Here is an 18,860-nt window from a genome sequence, read left to right as displayed (position 1 = left end):
ACCATCCTCAACGCCGTCCTGCGCGAGAACCAGCCATGGCGCCAACAAAACCCTTGACCAACAAGACAGTCGCTCACCCGCCGCGCTGACGCGCGTCGACCTCTCCCTCAAGGAGAGGTAAACCCGCGCCTCACGCTGAAACGCACTCGCTCACGTTCATCCCTTGCCACAATGGGGAGGGAGGATCGCTTAGTCCTGCAACGCACGATAAGTCAGGCGTTCGGAACCCTCGTATCCTTCGACATAGCTAGTCTTGAGATCGATTTTGACGCTATGGGAGGGAGTCCCACTTAATCTGACGAACGCTCCATGACCCGCCCGATCATCATCCTCGTGGAACCGCAGCTCGCCGAGAACATCGGCATGGTGGCAAGGGCCATGGCCAATTTCGGGCTGTCGGAGCTACGGCTCGTCTCGCCGCGCAACGGCTGGCCGAAGAAGGGGGCGCATTCGGCGGCCTCGGGCGCGACCCATGTGCTGGAGGGCGCGACGCTCTACGACAACGTTCGTGAGGCCATCGCCGACCTGAACTTCGTCTTCGCCACCACTGCCCGCGAGCGTGGGCAGATGAAGCGGGTCTTCGCGCCCGATGCGGCGATGAAGGAGGCTCAGGCGCGCCTCGGGGCGGGGCAGGGGGTCGGCATCCTGTTCGGGCGCGAGCGCACCGGGCTCGAAAATGACGAGGTGTCGCTTGCCGACGCCATCATCACCTTCCCGGTCGATCCGAAATTCTCCTCGCTCAACCTGGCGCAGGCGGTCCTGCTCGTCTCGTATGAATGGTACAAGCTCGCCACCGGCGGTGTGCTGCCCTTCGACGGCGGTCCGCACTCCCCGCCGGCTCCGCGCGAGATGGTGACCTCGTTCTTCGACTACATCGAGACGGAGCTCGATGCGGTGAATTTCTATCCCGAGGACAAGAAGCCGACCATGACCCGCAACATGCGGGACATCTTCCACCGTCTCGCCATGACCGAGCAGGAGGTTCGCACCCTGCGCGGGGCGATTCGCGCCCTTGCGGAAGGACGCAGGTTGAGAAAACCTTAAGCTAATCGTGGCTTTATAGCAGCCGGGCTCTATCTGCCCGGTTGGACAATAGGGTTTGAGACGACGATGCGCCGCTGCCTGCTGCCCTTCCTGCTCCTCGGCGTCTCCCTCGCCGCACCGTCGGCCCAGGCCGCCACGCCACCGCAGCAGCCGGCGCAGGGGCCTGGCGGGCGCGACTATGCCTCGACGGAAGTGGTCAAGCGCGCCCTCGGCACGGCCAGTTCGGGAAGCTTCGTCTTCCACGGCAACGATGCGCCGGCCAAGCCGCGTCCGGTGGTGATCTTCCTGCATTCCTGGGGTGCGGTGAATCCCGGGCTCTACGGCGGGTGGATCGATCATCTCGCCCGCAAGGGCCATCTGGTGCTCTTTCCGCGCTTCCAGGATGTGAACCGTTCGCGGCCGGCGGATGCGTCGAACATGGCCGAAGACCTGATCCAGAGCGCTCTCGTCGAACTCGCGGACGATGCGAATGCCAAACCCGATAGGGAGCGCGTCGCCCTCATCGGCCATTCGGCCGGTGTGCCGATCGCGTTCAACATCGCGGCTGGGACGGAGAGCGGCAAGGTTCCGGCGCCGAAGCTCGTCTTCGGCCTGATGCCGGGCGGCATCGCCTCCAACGAGAAGGAGCGCGGCATCCTCCTGCGCGACCTCTCGAACGTGCCGACGTCGACCATGCTCATCACCATGAGCGGCGACCGCGACCATCTGCCGAGCGACCGCGCCGCCCGCCTGATCATGCAGCAGGCAAGCGCCGTTCCGAGCAGCCGCAAGCTTCTGATGCGGGCCTCCTCCGACGATCACGGATTTCCCGCCCTAACGGCGGCGCTGGCATCTCCCGGCTCGCCGAAGGCTGATTATGACGCCGGCGCCATCAAGCTGCCGCCGGATCCGCCGCGGGATCCGAAGCAGCGCAACACATGGCGCTGGAGCGCCGACATGGCGCTGACCGGGCCGCAGATCCTGCTGACCCAGGCGCTCGGCAACAACGGCACCGATACCCTCGATTTTCTAGGCTTCTGGAAGACTTTCGACATCGCCTCCGAGGCGGCCTTCGCCGGCAAGGACGCGACCGCGCTCCAGCGCGATCCGAAATTCGTCGACATGGGCACCTGGAGCGACGGCTGGCCGGTCAAGCGCCTCTCGGCGCAGATGCCGAGGGTCGAGGGGCAGGAGAACAAGCAGGAGCCGGGGCCGCGCCGCAGGCTCAACATGGCGCCTCCGGAAACCAAGCAGGGATTAGCGCATCGTGCGGACCCAGAGGGCCGCGTCAGCGAAAAGTGGACCCGGTTTTCGCTGACGCGGCCCTCTGGGTCCGCTCCGAACGATGCGCTCATCCATAAAGAGAGCATCGGATTGGATCGCAAAAGTGCAAGTCCAGTTTTGGGTCCGATGCTCTAGCGGACTTTCTCAACAAGTTGCGTTCGTAAGGGTTGGTCATGCGTGTCGATCTTCTGGCGGGGGCTACCTATAATCCCGCCGTCATGCCGTCTCCCGTCCCCACAATCCTCGTGTTCGATTCCGGTCTCGGCGGCCTCACGGTCTTTTCCGAGGTGCTGAAGGTTCGGCCCGACGCACGATACGTCTACGCGGCGGACGATGCGGGCTTTCCCTACGGGCGCCTCGCCGAGACGGTGCTGGCCGAGCGGGTCGTCACCGTCATGGAGCGGCTGATCGCGCTCCACGATCCCGACATCGTGGTGGTGGCCTGCAACACGGCCTCCACTCTCGTGCTGCCGCATCTGCGGGCACGCTTCCCGATGATCCCCTTCGTCGGGACGGTCCCGGCCATCAAGCCGGCGGCGCAATTGACGCAGACGGGATATGTCACGGTGCTCGCCACTCCCGCGACCGTCGCCCGTGACTATACCCGCGACCTGATCGAGACCTATGCGGCCGGCTGCAAGGTCAACCTCGTCGGCTCGCGGCGTCTTGCCGGCTTCGCCGAGGCGGAGCTTGCGGGCAGCCCGGTCTCGGACGAGGAGCTCCTGGAAGAACTCGGCCCCTGTTTCGTCGAGGATGCGGGCGGACGGACCGACGTGGTGGCGCTGAGCTGCACCCATTACCCGCTCCTGCTGCCGCGCTTCCAGGCAATCGCGCCGTGGCCCGTGACCTGGATCGATCCCGCTCCCGCCATCGCACGCCGGGTGACACAGCTGATCGGCCACCCGGTTCCCGGCCACGAGGCCGACGATGACGAGGCGATTGCCCTCTTCACCGATGGGGCGGGGATCAGTGCGGCCTTGCGGACGGCGCTTCATATGAGGGGTCTGTCGCAGGTGGTCGTCGAATCCTGGCCGTTGCGCTAGATCCTGCCTTCGGCGCCGTAGCTCGGGTTCGAGCCGCCGACATCGATGAATTCAGCCGCGCACGAAAGCGTGTAGGGCGCAACTCTGTCTCTCCCGGCCGCGATCCCTACATAAAGGGCAAGTCCAGCGCATCAACGATGCGCTCTTTAGAGAGTGGAGCATCGGATTGGATCCCAAAAGTGGTTTCCACTTTCGGGTCCCATGCTCCAGGCGCGGGAGAGCTCGATGGTTGAGCCGACTCCGACCTCAGGGCGCAGGTCCCGAGGCCTCATTGCCGCTCTTCTTCTCCTCGCCCTTGCCGTGGGAGGCTGGGGGGTCTGGCATTGGCGCGAGGCGCAGACGGCGCAAACGGCTGCCGCCCAGCGCCCTGTCGCATCACCCGTTCCTGTCCAGGCTGTGCCGGTGGAGGCAAGCGACATCCCGATCTACCTGACGGGGCTCGGTTCAGTGCAGGCCCTGAACACCGTGACCGTGCGAACCCGTGTCGACGGACAGATCGAGAAGATCGCGTTCCAGGAAGGACAGATGGTCAAGGAGGGCGACCTGCTGCTGCAGATCGATCCGCGCCCGTTCCAGGCCGCTCTCGATCAGGCCATTGCCAAGAAGGCGCAGGACGAGGCGCAGCTCGTGAGCGCCAACGCGGATCTTGAGCGGACGCGCCAGCTGCTGACCAAGGATTTTGCGTCCAAGCAGCAATTCGACATCCAGCAGGCGAATGTGAATTCCCTGAAAGCTCAAATTCAGGCGGATCAGGCCGCAATCGACAACGCTACCACCCAACTGAGCTACACGACGATCGAGGCCCCGCTCTCGGGGCGCACCGGCCTGCGTCAGGTCGATCAGGGCAACATCGTCCATGCCACGGATACGAACGGCATCGTGCAGATTGCCCAGATCGAGCCCATCGCCGTCATCTTCACGGCTCCCGAAGCGGAGCTTCCCGGCATTCTGAAGGCCCAGAGCCAGGGTCCTCTCAAGGTCTGGTCGCTGTCGTCGAACGGCAAGGAGGTTCTGGCCGAGGGTGAACTCACCCTGGTGAACAACCAGGTCGACACCGGTACCGGAACGGTGCGCCTGAAGGCGCAATTCACCAACAACGATCACGGCCTCTGGCCTGGGATGTCGGTGGAAACCCGCCTGCTCGTGCGCACGCTCAAAAATGTCATCGCCGTGCCGGGCACGGCCGTTCAGAGAGGGCCTCAGGGCCTCTACGCCTATGTCGTGAAGCCCGACAACACGGTGGAGATGCGTCCCGTCACAGTCGGGGTGATCACCGCCGACAAGGCGGTGATCGAGAACGGTCTGAGCATCGGTGAAAGGGTCGTCACGGCGGGGCATTACCGCCTCCAGCCCGGTGCATCCGTGCAGGTCACGAACGCTTCCGAGGAACACATCGCCGCCAGGGAGGCGAAGTGAAATGGGGGCTGCATTCTCAGGCGGCGGCGTCTCGACACCGTTCATCCGGTATCCGGTCGCGACGACGCTGCTGATGATCGGAATCCTGTTTGCCGGTCTCGCGGCGTATCCGTTCATCCCGGTCGCGCCGCTGCCTCAGATCGACTTTCCGACGATCCAGGTCTCCGCATCGCTGCCGGGCGCCAGCCCGCAGACCATGGCCTCGTCCGTCGCGCAGCCGCTCGAACGGCAGTTCGGCCAGATCCCGGGCGTGACCCAGATGTCGTCCACGAGCGCGCTCGGCTCGACCTCGATCACGATCCAGTTCGATCTCGACCGGAACATCGATGCGGCTGCCCAGGACGTCCAGTCGGCGATCAACGCGGCCGGCGGACAATTGCCGAAGGATCTGCCGAGCCCGCCCACTTACAGGAAGGTCAATCCCGCCGACACGCCGATCCTGATCATCTCCGTGGTCTCGGACACCTTGCCGCTCACGGAGGTCAGCGACAACGCGGATACCAAGCTCGCGCAACAGGTCAGCCAGATCTCGGGCGTTGCGCAGGTGGTGATCGGCGGACAGCAGAAGCCCGCGATCAGGGTGCAGCTCGATCCTACGAAGCTGGTGAACAAGAACCTGTCCCTCGAAGACGTGCGCGCCAAGCTCGCCATCTCGACCGTGGATGCACCCAAGGGCTCGATCGACGGCCAAACCCGCAGCTTCACGATCTATGCCAACGACCAGCTGGTTCGGGCGGAGGAATGGAACGACGTCGTCGTCGCCTATGCGGATGGCGCTCCCATCCGGGTGCGGGATATCGGCCAGGCGGTGTCCGGCCCCGAGAACACGAAACTCGCCGCCTGGGCCAACGGCAAGCGTGGGGTCTTCCTCATCGTCTTCAAGCAGCCCGGCGCCAACGTGATCGAAACGGTCGACCGGGTGAAGGCCCAGCTGCCCCGGCTCGAAGCGGCGATGCCGCCGGCCATCAAGATCGGCGTCCTGAGCGACAGGACGCAGACCATCCGCGCATCCGTGGCCGACGTGCAGTTCACCCTTCTGATCACCATCGCCCTCGTGGTGTTCGTGATCTTCGTGTTTCTGCGGCGGCTCTGGGCGACGGTCATTCCGAGCGTCACGGTTCCGCTGGCGCTCCTCGGTACCTGTGGCCTGATGTATCTTGCCGGCTACAGCCTCGACAACCTGTCGCTCATGGCGTTGACGATCTCCGTCGGCTTCGTGGTCGACGATGCGATCGTCATGCTCGAAAACATCGTCCGTCACGTCGAGAACGGCGACACGCCCATGCGCGCCGCCTACAGGGGCGCAGGCGAGATCGGCTTCACCATTCTGTCGATCAGCGTGTCCCTTGTCGCCGTTTTCATCCCGCTGCTGCTGATGGGCGGCATCGTCGGCCGCCTGTTCCGCGAATTCTCCATCGTCATGGCCATGACGATTGCCGTCTCCGCAATCGTGTCGTTGACGCTGACGCCCATGATGGCGTCGCGGCTGCTCTCGCAGCATGGGCAAAACGAGCGCCATGGCCGGCTCTATCTCTGGCTCGAGGCAGCGTTCACGTCGCTGGAGCGCGGCTACGAGCGGGGCCTCGATGCGGTCCTGCGCCACCGCTTCGTGACGCTCCTCGTGTTTTTCGCTACGCTCGCCGCGACGGTTGCCCTCTTCGTAGCGATCCCGAAAGGGTTCTTTCCGCAGCAGGATACGGGGTTTCTCGTCGGCACCTCGGAGGCGGCCCAGGACATCTCGTTCAACGACATGTATCAGCGCCAGCAATTGCTCGGCGAAATCATCGAGAAGGACCCCGATGTCGCGACCTATGCCATGTCGATCGGGGCGGGGAATGGTGCATCGACGCTGAATACGGGCCGCATCTATATCAGCCTTAAAGCCCGCTCTGAGCGAACCTCGTCAGCTACCGAGATCATTGCGCGATTGCGGCCGCAGATCGACAAGGTCGAGGGCATCCGCCTCTTCCTGCAGGCCTCGCAGGACATCAATGTGGGCGGGCGCCAGTCGCGCACCCAATACCAGTACACCCTTCAGGACGCCGATCTGGACGAGCTGAACGACTGGGCTCCGAAGGTCCTGGAAAAGCTCGGGACGCTGCCCGAGCTGCGCGATGTGGCGACCGATCAGCAGGTGAGCGGCACGACCCTCACACTGACCATCAATCGCGATCAGGCCTCCCGCTTCGGCTTCACGCCGCAGCAGATCGACGACACGCTCTACGACGCTTTCGGCCAGCGGCAGGTCACCCAGTACTTCACCCAGCTCAACAGCTACAACGTGATCATGGAGGTCCTGCCTGACCTGCAGGGCGATACGGAAACGCTGGGCCGGATCTATCTGAAGTCTCCGATCACGGGGCAGCAGGTTCCGCTCTCGACTTTCGCGAGCTGGACGACACGGAAGATCGCGCCGCTTGCGATCAACCACCAGGGCCAGTTCCCCGCGATCACCGTCAGCTTCAACCTTGCGCCCGGCATCGCGCTGGGCGAGGCGACGCAAGCCGTCGAGCGGGCGGTGGCTTCGCTCAACCCTCCGGGATCCCTGTCCGGCACGTTCCAGGGCAATGCCCAGGCGTTTCAGGCCTCGCTCGCGACGGTGCCGCTCCTGATCCTGGCGGCGCTCGTCGTCGTCTACCTGATCCTCGGGATCCTCTACGAGAGCTATGTTCACCCCATCACGATCCTCTCGACGCTGCCCTCCGCCGGTCTCGGCGCCATGGCGACGCTCATGCTGTTCGGATTCGATTTCAGCCTGATCGCCTTCATCGGAGTGATCCTGCTGATCGGCATCGTGAAGAAGAACGGCATCATGATGGTGGACTTCGCCATCAGCGCCGAACGGGACGAGAAGCTCTCTCCCCACGATGCCATCCGGAAGGCAGCGATCCTGCGGTTCCGCCCGATCATGATGACGACCATGGCGGCCCTTCTGGGCGGCGCCCCTCTGATGCTGGGTCACGGCACAGGTTCCGAGATCCGCCAGCCCCTTGGCTATGCCATCGTGGGCGGTCTCATCGTCAGCCAGGCTTTGACCCTCTTTACGACACCGGTGGTTTATCTCTATCTCGACAATCTTTCCCTGGCCGTCCGCTCCTGGTGGTCCGGCCGCCATCCGGAGGCCAGGGCCGAGCCCGATCGGAGCGCCCAGGCCGCCGAATGACCCTGCCTTTCTTGACAGGGCAAACCTTCTCGATTAATGCAATCCCGTTCGCGCGGTCCTCCTGGGCCGCGTAACTTTTTACGCTCCCGTGGCCCGGCTCTAAGTCGGCCTGTCGTCCCCTAGGGGAAGAGGAGGGCGCGTTCCTCGCAAATTCGACAACAAAGAGGAACAGCGATGTCGAAGCGCATTCAGGCCAAGCACAAGCTTGACCGCCGCATGGGTCAGAATATCTGGGGCCGCCCGAAGAGCCCTGTGAACCGCCGCGAATACGGCCCCGGCCAGCACGGCCAGCGACGCAAGGGCAAGATGTCCGACTTCGGCACGCAGCTGCGCGCCAAGCAGAAGCTCAAGGGCTACTACGCCAACATCACCGAGAAGCAGTTCCGCCGCTACTACGCGGAGGCGATCCGCCTGAAGGGCGATTCCGGTGAGAACCTGGTCGGCCTGCTCGAGCGCCGTCTCGACGCGGTCGTGTACCGCTCGAAGTTCGTCGCGACCCCGTTCGCTGCCCGTCAGTTCGTCAACCACGGTCACGTGAAGGTCAACGGCCGCCGCGTGAACATCCCGAGCTATCAGGTGAAGGCCGGCGATGTGATCGAGGTGAAGGACAAGTCGAAGCAGCTCGAAGTCGTCGTCGTGGCGAGCCAGCTCGCCGAGCGCGACGTCCCGGACTACATCGAGGTCGATCACTCCAAGATGACCGCCCGCGTGACGCGCATCCCGACCCTGTCGGAAGTGCCGTACCCGGTCCAGATGGAACCGAACCTCGTGATCGAGTTCTATTCGCGCTAATCTGCGAATAGCGATCTCGGAAAACGAAAAGGCCGCCCATCGGGCGGCCTTTTTGCTGTTTGGGTTTACTGCTGCTGCACCGGGCCGCGGGGACCACCCTGGTGCATGCCCATGCGGTGATGATCGCGGCCTTGCCCACGGCGACCGTCGCGGGCGTTCCAGCGCGGACCATCGGTGTTCAAGGCCTCGCGCATCAGGCGCGGTGCGATCCGCTTCTGGTCTTCGCTGAAGGTGTTCCAGAGCGGGCGCAGGGCATTCGTGACGGCCGCCGAGCGCTGAGCGCCCTCATTCATCCTGGTGCTGCGCTGCTCGAGGCGCTGCATGAAATCCATGGACTGGCGTTGCTCGCGGGTGGGGCGCTGCTCGAAGCGCGAGAAGCGCTGATCGGCCGAGGTGCGGATCGCGGTCTCCACGGGAGTCCAGAGGCGTTCCTGGTCCGGGGTGAGCTTGAGGCCCGCCTTGATCGAGGCGATGCGGGCATCGACGAGACGGTTGAAATCGTCCTGGCTCATGCTGGGACGGCGGTTCTGCTGCTGGCCCTGGTCCTGGGAGGCAGCGGGCGCATTCGGCGCGGGATTCTGCTGGGCCAGCGCGTAGGTACCGGTGCCGGCCATCATGGCGACGAGGGCGATGGTGGCGATGGTCTTCATGCGGATATCCTCCGTTGTGACGATAGGATTAGATTGCTCCGATCCTGCTCTCTCGGAGGTGACTGCCGCATGAACTTTTTGTCATGTGGGCCTTCGCGGGTGGACGTTTGAGTTGGATGTGAACTCGCGCAGGGGCAGAATCATCGGAAATATTGGCTATCTAAAGTTGAAAAACGGCCGAGCTTAAACTATCGTGGCTGTGGGGAGAATGGCATGCCGAAAGCGATTGTCCTGTTCTCTGACGGTACCGGAAACAGCGCCGCGGCGCTGTTCAAGACCAATGTCTGGCGCCTCTATCAGGCACTCGATCTGTCCCCGCCCGAGCCAGGGGAAGCCCGGCAGATCGCCTATTACGACGACGGCGTCGGCACATCGACCTTCAAGCTCCTCGCGGTGCTCGGCGGCATCTTCGGGCTCGGGCTCAAGCGCAACGTCCTCGACATCTACACCTTCCTCTGCCGCAACTACGAGCCCGGAGATCGGATCTACGCCTTCGGCTTCAGCCGCGGTGCCTTCACGGTCCGAGTACTGGTCGGCCTCGTCGTCAAGGAGGGGCTGATCCAGTGCGAGCAGGACGCCGCCTTCCGCAGGCATGCAGCTGATGCCTATCGCGAGTATCGCAAGCGCTACAACCAGACGGGCGGGCTGGTCGGGCCGCTTCGCTTCGTCCGGGATCTTGCCGTCCGGACCTGGCGGAAGTGGCGCGGGCAAACTCCGTACGAGGCGGTGCCTCGTCTGCAGATCGACGAGATAGCCTTCGTCGGCGTGTGGGACACGGTGGCGGCCTATGGATTGCCCCTCGCAGAGCTGACGCGGGCCATCGACGATTGGGTCTGGCCGCTCTCGATGCCGAACTACAAGCTGTCGGAGAAGGTCCAGCACGCACGCCATGCCCTCGCCCTCGACGACGAGCGCGACACCTTCCATCCGCTCCTCTGGGACGAAGTCGCCGAAGCCGAGATGATTGACTTCGGAAGGGTGCGGCGCGACCGCCTGCGGCAGGTCTGGTTCGCCGGCGTTCACTCCAATCTCGGCGGCGGCTATCCGGACGACAGCCTGTCCTACGTGTCTCTGGCATGGATGCTCGGTGAGGCGACGAAAGCCGGGCTGCGCTTCGACGAAAAGGCGGTCGCCGAGATCGGGCGCATCGCCAATCCCTACGGCCCGATCTACAATTCGCGGCGCGGCCTTGCCGCCTATTACCGGTACCAGCCGCGAAAGATCTCGGCCCGCCTCAACCCGCCGGACCCAACCACCCGGATCATGCAGGACACGGACCTGAAAGGGGCGGGCCTGCTGACGGGGGTCAGAATCCACGAGAGCGTCCTCGAACGCATCCGGCAGGGAGACGACGATTATGCCCCCATCGTCCTGCCGGCCGCCTACGAGATCGTGCGATCCGACGAAACCGTCGAGCCTTCAGGCGAGGCGCATCCCAATCTTCGCGCGCAACAGCAGGAAGAGGTCTGGAACATCGTCTGGAAACGGCGCGTCACCTATTTCAGCACGGTCGTCATCTCGCTCCTGATCGCTGCCATGCCGTTGCTGGAAGGCATCTGGCCGCCATCAGCCTGCACCGGCGTCTTCTGCGTGGCGTCTCCGGTTCTTTCGAAGATCGGAGAATACCTGCCGGGCTTCCTCTCCCCGTGGCTCGACGCCTTCGCCAACCGCCCGGGATGGTTCCTGATCGGCGTGATCGCGATCGCCATGCTGCTGCGCAAGAGCACATCCCTGCAGGTGGCGATCCACGACCGGATGCGCGACCTCTGGGCCGGATCGCTCGGCATGAGCGGGCCGAGCCACAGCCCGAAGCCGCCGACCGAGGGCGTTCCCGCCAGCTGGATCTATCGGCTGCGGACGAACGCCGCCTATCAGGGCATTCTGCAGTTTCTCAAATGGCAGGCCGTGCCGAACGTCTTCGGCATCGCCATCCTGGCGGCCGGCATCGTCGGCGGGTTCGCCCTGGCGCTCATGCTGACCATGAGCGTCGTCTACCGCACGCAGCTCCAGATCGCCGAGTACAGCAACCGCTTCTGCGTCGGCCCGACCATTGCCACGGAACAGTTCTCCCCGCACCTGCTGTGCTGGTCCACCGGACAGACGGTCGAGCCCGGCACCCGCTATAAGATTCTCCTGCGCGTGATCGAACCCTGGTTCGACGAGGACATCGCCACGAGCCCGGCCGGCTTCGGGGCAGGGCGCATGCCCTGGTATCTGCATTACACCGGCATTCCCGCGCGCCGGTTCCCGGCCTCCGACTGGCTTCAGACCATGGCGAAGATCGTCCCGGCGAACGGCAGGGGCGGTCCCATCGAGGCGCTGGATATGGTCTGCGATCCGCAGGGGACGTGGTGCTCGGCCGAACTGGTAGCCAAGGCAGAGGGAGTGCTCCACCTCTTCGCCAACGACGCCGTCGTCCGATGGGACGGGCTGACGGACGCCTATTACGGCAACAACAGCGGACTTGCGGACGTGACCGTGGAGCCGATGGAACTGCGGCGGAACTGAAGAGTCAAAGCTGCTTCAGGAAGCCGGCAAACCGCATCAGCCCTTCGGGCCATGGGCCGTGGCCGCTGTCCGTGTTGAGATGGCCGGCATCGCCCGCATCAACGATGACGGAGCCCCAGGAATAGGCGATGTCCTCGGCCTTCTCGTAGTCGCAGAGGGGATCGGTGCGGCTGGCGACGAGGACGGAGGGGAAGGGGAACGGGTCGCGCGGGATCGGGGCGAAAGCGCGGTCGATGGCGGGGACGAAGTCCGGCCGCTCCACATCCGGCACGCTGACGAGGAATGCGCCCTGGACCTTGCCCGCCGGCAGAAGGGGAGCGGCATGGGCGATGGCCAGGACGCCGAGGCTGTGTCCGACAAGAACGACCGGCTTCTCGGCCCGCTTCACGTCGTCGACGATGCGTCCGACCCAGGCATCCTTGTTGGGAGCATCCCAGTTCTCCTGCTCGACCCGCCACGCGGTCGAGAGCTGGCGCTCCCACCGGCTCTGCCAGTGGTCGATGCCTGAATTTTCATGGCCGGGAACGATGAGGATGTCGCAATCGGAGGTTTTCATGTCTCCGAGATAAAGTCCCGCAGGGGCGGGTTCAAGCGGTGCGCTTCAACTCCCTGTTCTGCTCCGCCTCCTTCAGCACGGCCTCGCGCTCGGCGATGTAGTCGCGGGTCACCGGCACCACGTCGTTGCGGCGGGTGAGCTGGAGCTGGAACACCACGGCGTCCTGCCACCGGAAGGCGGATTCCGACATGGCGAGGTAGCATTCCCACATCCGGCAGAAGCGCTCGTCGTAAAGACGCAGCACCTCCTCGCGATGGGCCAGGAAGCGCTCGCGCCAGGCTTTCAGCGTGTAGGCGTAGTGCAGACGCAGCACTTCGAGATCCGACACGATCAGGCCGGCCCGCTCGATGGCGGGCATCATCTCCGAGAGCACGGGCAGGTGCCCGCCGGGGAAGATGTATTTGGTGATCCAGGGATTGGTCGGATACGGCGTGCCGGAGCGTCCGATGGTGTGCAGGAGCATCACCCCGTCCTCCTTCAGGAGGCGCCGGCAGGCCTGGAAATAGGCGTCGTAGGAGGGCACGCCCACATGCTCGAACATGCCGACCGAGACGATGCGGTCGAAGGTGCCGGTCGTGGCGCGATAGTCCTGAAGCTCGAACTGCACCCTTTCCTGCAGGCAGGCGGTGGCGGAGCGCTTGCGCGAAACGTCGAGCTGCTCTTCCGACAGGGTCACGCCCTTGACCGAGCCCGCACCGGCGATCTGGGCCAGATAGAGGCCCATTCCGCCCCAGCCGGAGCCGATATCGAGAACCCTATGGCCCTGGTCCACCAGCAGCTTCGCCACGATGTGCCGCTTCTTGGCGGATTGGGCCTCCTCGAGACTGGCGTCCGGATGGTCGAAATAGGCGCAGGAATATTGCCGGTCGCTGTCGAGGAAGAGGGAATAGAGGCGCCCGTCGAGGTCGTAATGGTGCGCCACGTTCCGCTTGGACCGGCTGGCATCGTTCTCGGCCCGGCGCATCAGCCAGGTGCGGATCCTGCGCAGACGCTTCAGCGGCAGCTCGCTCAGTTCCCCATGTGTGTCCTGGAGGAGGAGCTGGAGGAGGTCGAGGATGGTGCCCTGCTCGATGACGAGGCGGCCGTCCACGTACAATTCGCCGAGCTTCAGCTCCGGATGAAGGCAGAGGGCCATCTGGGCGGGGGCGTCCGCGAACCGGAGCGAGACCTGAGGCTCGGACCCGTCGCCGAAGGTGAAGCGCCGCCCCCCGGCGGTCGTCACCTCAAGGGAGCCGTGTTTCACGGCCCGCGTGAACGCAAGATCGAGAAGTTTCTCCGACAGCATGGCAAGAATCCCCGCGCCGTTGATCTCTCAGCGCATCGGGCGGAAAAGTGGTTCCGGTTTTCCGCCCCGGACGATGCGCTCTTCAAGAAAGAGGCATCGGAGTCGACCCCAAAAGTGGGTTCCACTTTTGGGTCCGATGCCTACTTGGGATTCTTGCTCATCGTGGAAATATTTCCAGCCCCCCAGCTATGCGCTGGCTGCGCCGAAGACCCGCCTGAAGATCGTATCCACATGCTTGTAATGGTAGCCGAGGTCGAAGCAGGCCTCGATTTCCTCAGGCGACAGGTACTTGGTCACGTCGGCATCGCCCTTCAGAAGGGTCAGGAAGTCGCCTTCGCCGCGCCAGACCGGCATGGCGTTGCGCTGGACCAGCCGATAGGCGTCCTCGCGGGAGGCGCCCTTCTGCGTCAGGGCCAACAGGACCCGCTGCGAATGGACGAGGCCGCCGAGCCGGTCCAGGTTCTTCTGCATGTTCTCCGGATAGACCACGAGCTTGTCGATGACGTTGGTGAGCCGGGCGAGGGCGAAATCCAGGGTCACCGTGGCGTCGGGGCCGATCATGCGCTCGACGGAGGAGTGGGAGATGTCGCGCTCGTGCCAGAGCGCCACGTTCTCCATGGCCGGCATGGCATAGGCGCGCACCATGCGGGCGAGACCGGTAAGGTTCTCGGTCAGCACCGGGTTGCGCTTGTGCGGCATGGCGGAGGAGCCCTTCTGGCCGGCCGAGAAGAACTCTTCCGCCTCCAGAACCTCGCTCCGCTGCAGGTGGCGCACTTCCGTCGCCAGCCGCTCGATGGAGGAGGCGATGACGCCGAGGGTGGCGAAATACATGGCGTGGCGGTCGCGGGGGATGACCTGGGTCGAGACCGGCTCGACCTCGAGGCCCATCTGCTCGGCCACGTATTCTTCGACGCTCGGGTCGATATTGGCGAAGGTGCCGACCGCACCCGAGATGGCGCAGGTCGAGATCTCGCGCCGGGCCTCGATCAGGCGGACCTTGCAGCGCTCGAACTCGGCATAGGCCTGGGCGAGCTTGAGGCCGAAGGTGGTCGGCTCGGCATGGATGCCGTGCGAGCGGCCGATGGTCGGCGTCATCTTGTGCTCGAAGGCGCGGCGCCTGATGGCGGCGAGAAGCTCGTCGAGGTCCCGCAGCAGCAGGTCGGAGGCGCGGGCGAGCTGCACGTTGAAGGTGGTGTCGAGCACGTCCGAGGAGGTCATGCCCTGATGGACGAAGCGCGCCTCGGGACCCACGATCTCGGCGAGATGCGTGAGGAAGGCGATGACGTCGTGCTTCACCTCACGCTCGATGGAATCGATCCGCTCCACGTCGAAGGTGGCCTTGGAGCCTTCTTCCCAGACCTTCTCAGCCGCCTCTTTCGGCACGACGCCGAGATTGGCGAGCGCCGTTGTGGCATGGGCCTCGATCTCGAACCAGATGCGGAACTTGGTTTCCGGCGACCAGATGGCCACCATCTCGGGACGGCTGTAACGGGGGATCATGGCTTTCCACTTCCACGCGGATGATATGTCCGCGCGGTAGCACGATCACCCCGTGATCTCAACGCGCCTTTGCCGCCGCGTCCCGAATGGCAGCCATGTTGGCGGCATAGGCCGAGGGCCCGCCCTTGAAGGTGGCGGAGCCGGCGACCAGCACGTTGGCGCCGGCTTCCGCCACGAGCGGAGCGGTCTCGGGCGTCACGCCGCCGTCGATCTCGATATCGATGTCGCGGTTGCCGACCATCTCCTTGATCCGGCGCAGCTTGTTGCACACGGAGGGGATGAAGGCCTGGCCGCCGAAGCCCGGATTGACCGTCATCAGGAGGATCAGGTCGATGTCGTCGATGACCGGCTCGATGGAGCCTTCATGCGTGCCGGGATTGAGGACGATGCCGGCCTTCCTGCCGAGCTTGCGGATGGTCTGGAGCGAGCGATGCAGATGCGGGCCCGCTTCCGCATGGATGCTGATGATGTCCGCGCCTGCCTTGGCGAAGGCTTCCAGATAGGGGTCGACCGGCGCGATCATCAGATGCACGTCGAAGGGCTTTGCGGTGTGGGGCCGCAGCGCCTTCACCACATCGGGACCGATGGTGATGTTCGGCACGAAGTGCCCGTCCATCACGTCGATATGGATCCAGTCCGCGCCGGCGGCGTCGATGGCACGGATTTCCTCTCCGAGCTTCGCAAAATCGGAGGCGAGGATGGACGGGGCGATGAGCAGGGGGCGTGTCATGGCCGCGCGGTAGCACGAGCCTCCTTTCGCCGCAACCGGGCAATGGGCCACCGTCCGGACCAATTCAAGACCACTCGCCTGGGGAGAGGCGGGTTTGCGGCGGGAAAGCCATGGACGGCGTCGAGCCAAGAGGAGTAAAGATGGCCCCTTCTCAAGGAGACGAACGCTTTCCTTCGGGGATGCGACTGGAAATGGGGCAGGGCCTTCATGCGTAAGGATGTGATTGTTCTTGGAGCCGGCATCGTCGGCGTGTCGATTGCGGTGCATCTGCAGAAGCGCGGTCGCTCGGTCCTGCTGATCGACAAGCGCAAGCCCGGCGAGGAAACCTCCTTCGGCAACGCGGGCCTGATCCAGCGCGAGGGCGTCTATCCCTACGGCTTCCCGCATGATTTCGGCGCGCTCTTGCGCTATGCCCTCAACAACACCGTCGATGCCCATTACCATTGGGCCGCCATTCCGAAGCTCGCGCCCTTCCTGTGGCAGTACTGGATGCATTCGCGTCCCGCCCAGCACAAGGCGATCGCGCGGATGTATGCGCCGCTCATCGAGCGCAGCGTTACCGAGCACATGGCGCTCGCCGAGGAATCCGGATCGACTAACCTGATCCGTCCGACCGGCTGGATGAAGGTTTTTCGCGACGAGAAGAGCCGGGACGAGCAGTTCGCCGACGCGGAGGAGGTGAAGCGCGATTTCGGCGTCAACTTCGACGCCCTCGACACCAAGGCGGTAGCCGAGCGCGAGCCGCATCTGAAGGTCGAGACGAAGGGCGGCATCCACTGGACCGATCCGGCCTCTGTCTCCGATCCGCACATGCTGACAATGGGTTATGTCGGTCTGTTCGAGCGCCTCGGCGGCGAGCTTGCCTCGGGCGATGCCACGACGCTGGAGCAGACCTCGACGGGATGGCGCGTCCAGACCGAGAAGGGGCCTGTGGACGCCGGTACGGTCGTCATCGCGCTCGGCGCCTGGGCGGACATCGTGACGACGAAGCTCGGCTACAATCTGCCGCTCGCGGTCAAGCGCGGCTATCACATGCACTACAAGCCGGAAGGCAACGCGGTGCTCAACCGGCCGACCCTCGACTTCGACCGCGGCTACTTCCTTGCGCCCATGTCGAAGGGCATCCGCCTGACGACGGGCGCCGAGTTCGCGAACCGCGATGCGCCCAAGACGCCGGTCCAGCTCGGCCGGGCGGAGCCGATCGCCCGGGAATTCTTCCCCCTCGGCGAGCGGCTCGATCCGCATCCGTGGATGGGCATGCGTCCCTGCACGCCGGACATGATGCCGATCATCGGCCCGGCCCCCAAGCACAAGAACCTCTGGTTCGGCTTCGGCCACGCCCATCACGGCCTGACCCTCGGCCCGGTGACCGGGCGGCTTCTCGCGGAAATGATCACTGGCGAGACCCCGGTGATCGATCCGAAGCCCTATCGGGCGGAGCGGTTTTAAGGCGCTCCGGACTTTCGAGGCGTGACCTTAGCCCTCCTCCCCCTTGTGGGGAGGAGTTGGAGGTGGGTCGCGCACCACCTAACACCGAGGCTGCCGCAGGCATCACCTCTCCCCGGATCTCGGGTGTTCCCGAGATCCGTCTTGGCAAGCCAAAGTCGGGAACACCCGACTTGGGAGGGGGAGAGGTCGAGCGCAGCGAGGGTGAGGGGGTACAGCTTCATCCGGAAAGGGTGCAACCCCTCACCCGCGCCTCCGGCGCGACCTCTCCCTCGAGGAGAGGTGAACCCATGCCACACCCTGATAGACTATCGCTCACACCCCCGCCCTTAATCCTCCCCACAAGGGGGAGGGAGACGGCACCGCGCCTTTCAACGAATTTCGAGCCAGTCTCTCAGGCTGCCCCGAACAGGTCCTTCCACGCCGGTTGCGCCCCGGGATAGGGCAGGGCCGTCGCCTCGTAGACGCCGCGGGCAATGGCGCGGGTCAGGCAATCCGCGGCCATGGCGGTCAGTTCGGTAAACTCGGCCGCCTCGTCCTGCAGAGGCCGCTGGCCGGTGGCCGCGGCGAAGATCGTGTCGCCGTCGAACAGGGCGTGGGAGAAGCGAAGGGCCCGCGCGAGGCCGGCATGGCTGGCGATGGCGAGGCGCTTGGCCTGGGCCTTGGTGAGCACGGCATCGGTCGCGACGAGGGCAATGGTGGTAGCCGGCTGCGGGCCGCCCTTCCAGATCAGCCTGCGCTTTTCCGGATCGACGCGGTGCGGATGCCCGTGTCCGCCGAACTCCTCATTCTCCTCCAGAGCACCGGCCCAGAAATGCGGTCCGTTGCCGATCACCGCCGAGGCGACGCTGTTCACGACCACGAGGGCGCTGACCGTGTGGCCGGCCGAGGTCAGGGCGCTCGTCGAGCCGAGGCCTCCCTTCAGGTTCGCCGTGGTGGCGCCGTAGCCGCCACCGGCCGTGCCGAGCGCGAAATCCAGGCCGGCATTTCGGGCCGCCTCGTAGCCGAGCTCGCGGTAGGGCGGGTAACGCCCCCAGTTCTTGTCGCCGCCATTGACGAGATCGAAGCAGGAGGCCTGGGAGACCAGGGGCACGATCGCGTCCCGGACGGCAAAGCCGATGCCCTGCTCGCGCAGGAAGGCCTGCACCCCGCCCGCCGCATCGAGGCCGAAGGCGGAGCCGCCGGAGAGCACAACGCCATGGATGCCCGGCACCATCTTGTCGGGTTCGAGCAGATCGGTCTCCCGGGTGGCCGGCGCTCCGCCCATGGCGGAATAGGAGACCACGGCAGGCTGGTCGAAGAGCGCAACGGTCACGCCGGAGCCGAGGACGGCGTCATCGGCATTGCCGACGCGAAGGCCTGCCACGTCCGTGATGAGATTGCGGTGCTGGTTCATGGCGCCAGCAAACCGAAAATCGGCCTTCTTCACAAGCTGGAGAAGGAGCCTTTCACCGCCTTTCGCTA

The 18,860-nt window shown here is 64.9% G+C and carries 14 protein-coding genes; 8 read left to right on the top strand and 6 right to left on the bottom strand.

The genetic code is table 11. From position 1 onward, the window contains the following. The first annotated feature begins 309 nt into the window (after positions 1-309). From JKL46_RS08390 to rpsD, 6 genes are all read left to right on the top strand, one after another. Positions 310-1,044: an RNA methyltransferase gene (locus JKL46_RS08390; protein ID WP_201831786.1), complete on the top strand. Its 735-nt coding sequence runs from the start codon at positions 310-312 to the stop codon at positions 1,042-1,044. Positions 1,045-1,110: 66 nt separating this feature from the next. Then, entirely contained in the window at positions 1,111-2,442 is a 1,332-nt protein-coding gene (locus JKL46_RS08385) for an alpha/beta hydrolase family protein (RefSeq protein ID WP_201831783.1), read from the top strand. A 38-nt stretch (positions 2,443-2,480) separates the two neighbouring features. Next, positions 2,481-3,350: a glutamate racemase gene (gene murI, locus JKL46_RS08380; RefSeq protein ID WP_201831781.1), complete on the top strand. Its 870-nt coding sequence runs from the start codon at positions 2,481-2,483 to the stop codon at positions 3,348-3,350. A gap of 225 nt (positions 3,351-3,575) precedes the next feature. Beyond that, on the top strand, positions 3,576-4,766 hold the full coding sequence (locus JKL46_RS08375) for an efflux RND transporter periplasmic adaptor subunit (protein ID WP_201831779.1): 1,191 nt from the start codon (positions 3,576-3,578) through the stop codon (positions 4,764-4,766). Between the two features lies 1 nt (position 4,767). After that, positions 4,768-7,929, top strand: coding sequence for a multidrug efflux RND transporter permease subunit (locus tag JKL46_RS08370; RefSeq protein ID WP_201831777.1), 3,162 nt, complete (start codon positions 4,768-4,770; stop codon positions 7,927-7,929). A 174-nt stretch (positions 7,930-8,103) separates the two neighbouring features. Continuing rightward, positions 8,104-8,721, top strand: coding sequence for a 30S ribosomal protein S4 (gene rpsD / locus JKL46_RS08365; RefSeq protein WP_099511301.1), 618 nt, complete (start codon positions 8,104-8,106; stop codon positions 8,719-8,721). Between the two features lie 65 nt (positions 8,722-8,786). On the opposite strand, the gene JKL46_RS08360 is transcribed toward rpsD, so the two are convergent. Beyond that, on the bottom strand, positions 8,787-9,371 hold the full coding sequence (locus tag JKL46_RS08360; RefSeq protein ID WP_201831775.1) for a Spy/CpxP family protein refolding chaperone: 585 nt from the start codon (positions 9,369-9,371) through the stop codon (positions 8,787-8,789). Positions 9,372-9,584: 213 nt separating this feature from the next. On the opposite strand from JKL46_RS08360, the gene JKL46_RS08355 reads away from it, so the two are divergent. Next, positions 9,585-11,879 carry a DUF2235 domain-containing protein gene (locus JKL46_RS08355; RefSeq protein WP_201831772.1) on the top strand — a complete coding sequence of 765 codons (2,295 nt, stop codon included), beginning with the start codon at positions 9,585-9,587 and terminating at the stop codon, positions 11,877-11,879. A 4-nt stretch (positions 11,880-11,883) separates the two neighbouring features. Here JKL46_RS08355 and JKL46_RS08350 read toward each other — a convergent pair whose 3' ends face one another. From JKL46_RS08350 to rpe, 4 genes are all read right to left on the bottom strand, one after another. Continuing rightward, positions 11,884-12,435, bottom strand: coding sequence for an RBBP9/YdeN family alpha/beta hydrolase (locus tag JKL46_RS08350; protein ID WP_201831770.1), 552 nt, complete (start codon positions 12,433-12,435; stop codon positions 11,884-11,886). A gap of 31 nt (positions 12,436-12,466) precedes the next feature. Continuing rightward, positions 12,467-13,720: a cyclopropane fatty acid synthase gene (locus JKL46_RS08345; protein WP_201831768.1), complete on the bottom strand. Its 1,254-nt coding sequence runs from the start codon at positions 13,718-13,720 to the stop codon at positions 12,467-12,469. A 186-nt stretch (positions 13,721-13,906) separates the two neighbouring features. Next, a complete protein-coding gene (gene purB / locus JKL46_RS08340; protein WP_201831765.1) occupies positions 13,907-15,220 on the bottom strand; it encodes an adenylosuccinate lyase in 1,314 nt (437 codons plus the stop codon). 58 nt (positions 15,221-15,278) lie between these two features. Continuing rightward, positions 15,279-15,950 carry a ribulose-phosphate 3-epimerase gene (rpe, locus tag JKL46_RS08335; RefSeq protein ID WP_201831763.1) on the bottom strand — a complete coding sequence of 224 codons (672 nt, stop codon included), beginning with the start codon at positions 15,948-15,950 and terminating at the stop codon, positions 15,279-15,281. A gap of 207 nt (positions 15,951-16,157) precedes the next feature. On the opposite strand from rpe, the gene JKL46_RS08330 reads away from it, so the two are divergent. Then, on the top strand, positions 16,158-17,399 hold the full coding sequence (locus JKL46_RS08330) for an NAD(P)/FAD-dependent oxidoreductase (RefSeq protein WP_201831760.1): 1,242 nt from the start codon (positions 16,158-16,160) through the stop codon (positions 17,397-17,399). Positions 17,400-17,790: 391 nt separating this feature from the next. On the opposite strand, the gene JKL46_RS08325 is transcribed toward JKL46_RS08330, so the two are convergent. Next, a complete protein-coding gene (locus JKL46_RS08325) occupies positions 17,791-18,792 on the bottom strand; it encodes a P1 family peptidase (RefSeq protein ID WP_201831758.1) in 1,002 nt (333 codons plus the stop codon). Positions 18,793-18,860: the final 68 nt, after the last annotated feature.

The sequence above is a fragment of the Microvirga zambiensis WSM3693 genome, from assembly GCF_016735695.1.
Classification (GTDB): domain Bacteria; phylum Pseudomonadota; class Alphaproteobacteria; order Rhizobiales; family Beijerinckiaceae; genus Microvirga; species Microvirga zambiensis.
The sequence above is the reverse complement of the archived record's forward strand: the minus strand, read 5'-3'. Positions and strand labels throughout refer to the sequence as shown.

Excerpts from the sequence above, each read along its gene's own strand:
- JKL46_RS08390 (WP_201831786.1), top strand. The coding sequence starts at position 310 with ATGACCCGCCCGATCATCATCCTCGTGGAACCGCAGCTCGCCGAGAAC.
- JKL46_RS08385 (WP_201831783.1), top strand. The coding sequence starts at position 1,111 with ATGCGCCGCTGCCTGCTGCCCTTCCTGCTCCTCGGCGTCTCCCTCGCC.
- murI (WP_201831781.1), top strand. The coding sequence starts at position 2,481 with ATGCGTGTCGATCTTCTGGCGGGGGCTACCTATAATCCCGCCGTCATG.
- JKL46_RS08375 (WP_201831779.1), top strand. The coding sequence starts at position 3,576 with ATGGTTGAGCCGACTCCGACCTCAGGGCGCAGGTCCCGAGGCCTCATT.
- JKL46_RS08370 (WP_201831777.1), top strand. The coding sequence starts at position 4,768 with ATGGGGGCTGCATTCTCAGGCGGCGGCGTCTCGACACCGTTCATCCGG.
- rpsD (WP_099511301.1), top strand. The coding sequence starts at position 8,104 with ATGTCGAAGCGCATTCAGGCCAAGCACAAGCTTGACCGCCGCATGGGT.
- JKL46_RS08360 (WP_201831775.1), bottom strand. The coding sequence starts at position 9,371 with ATGAAGACCATCGCCACCATCGCCCTCGTCGCCATGATGGCCGGCACC.
- JKL46_RS08355 (WP_201831772.1), top strand. The coding sequence starts at position 9,585 with ATGCCGAAAGCGATTGTCCTGTTCTCTGACGGTACCGGAAACAGCGCC.
- JKL46_RS08350 (WP_201831770.1), bottom strand. The coding sequence starts at position 12,435 with ATGAAAACCTCCGATTGCGACATCCTCATCGTTCCCGGCCATGAAAAT.
- JKL46_RS08345 (WP_201831768.1), bottom strand. The coding sequence starts at position 13,720 with ATGCTGTCGGAGAAACTTCTCGATCTTGCGTTCACGCGGGCCGTGAAA.
- purB (WP_201831765.1), bottom strand. The coding sequence starts at position 15,220 with ATGATCCCCCGTTACAGCCGTCCCGAGATGGTGGCCATCTGGTCGCCG.
- rpe (WP_201831763.1), bottom strand. The coding sequence starts at position 15,950 with ATGACACGCCCCCTGCTCATCGCCCCGTCCATCCTCGCCTCCGATTTT.
- JKL46_RS08330 (WP_201831760.1), top strand. The coding sequence starts at position 16,158 with ATGCGTAAGGATGTGATTGTTCTTGGAGCCGGCATCGTCGGCGTGTCG.
- JKL46_RS08325 (WP_201831758.1), bottom strand. The coding sequence starts at position 18,792 with ATGAACCAGCACCGCAATCTCATCACGGACGTGGCAGGCCTTCGCGTC.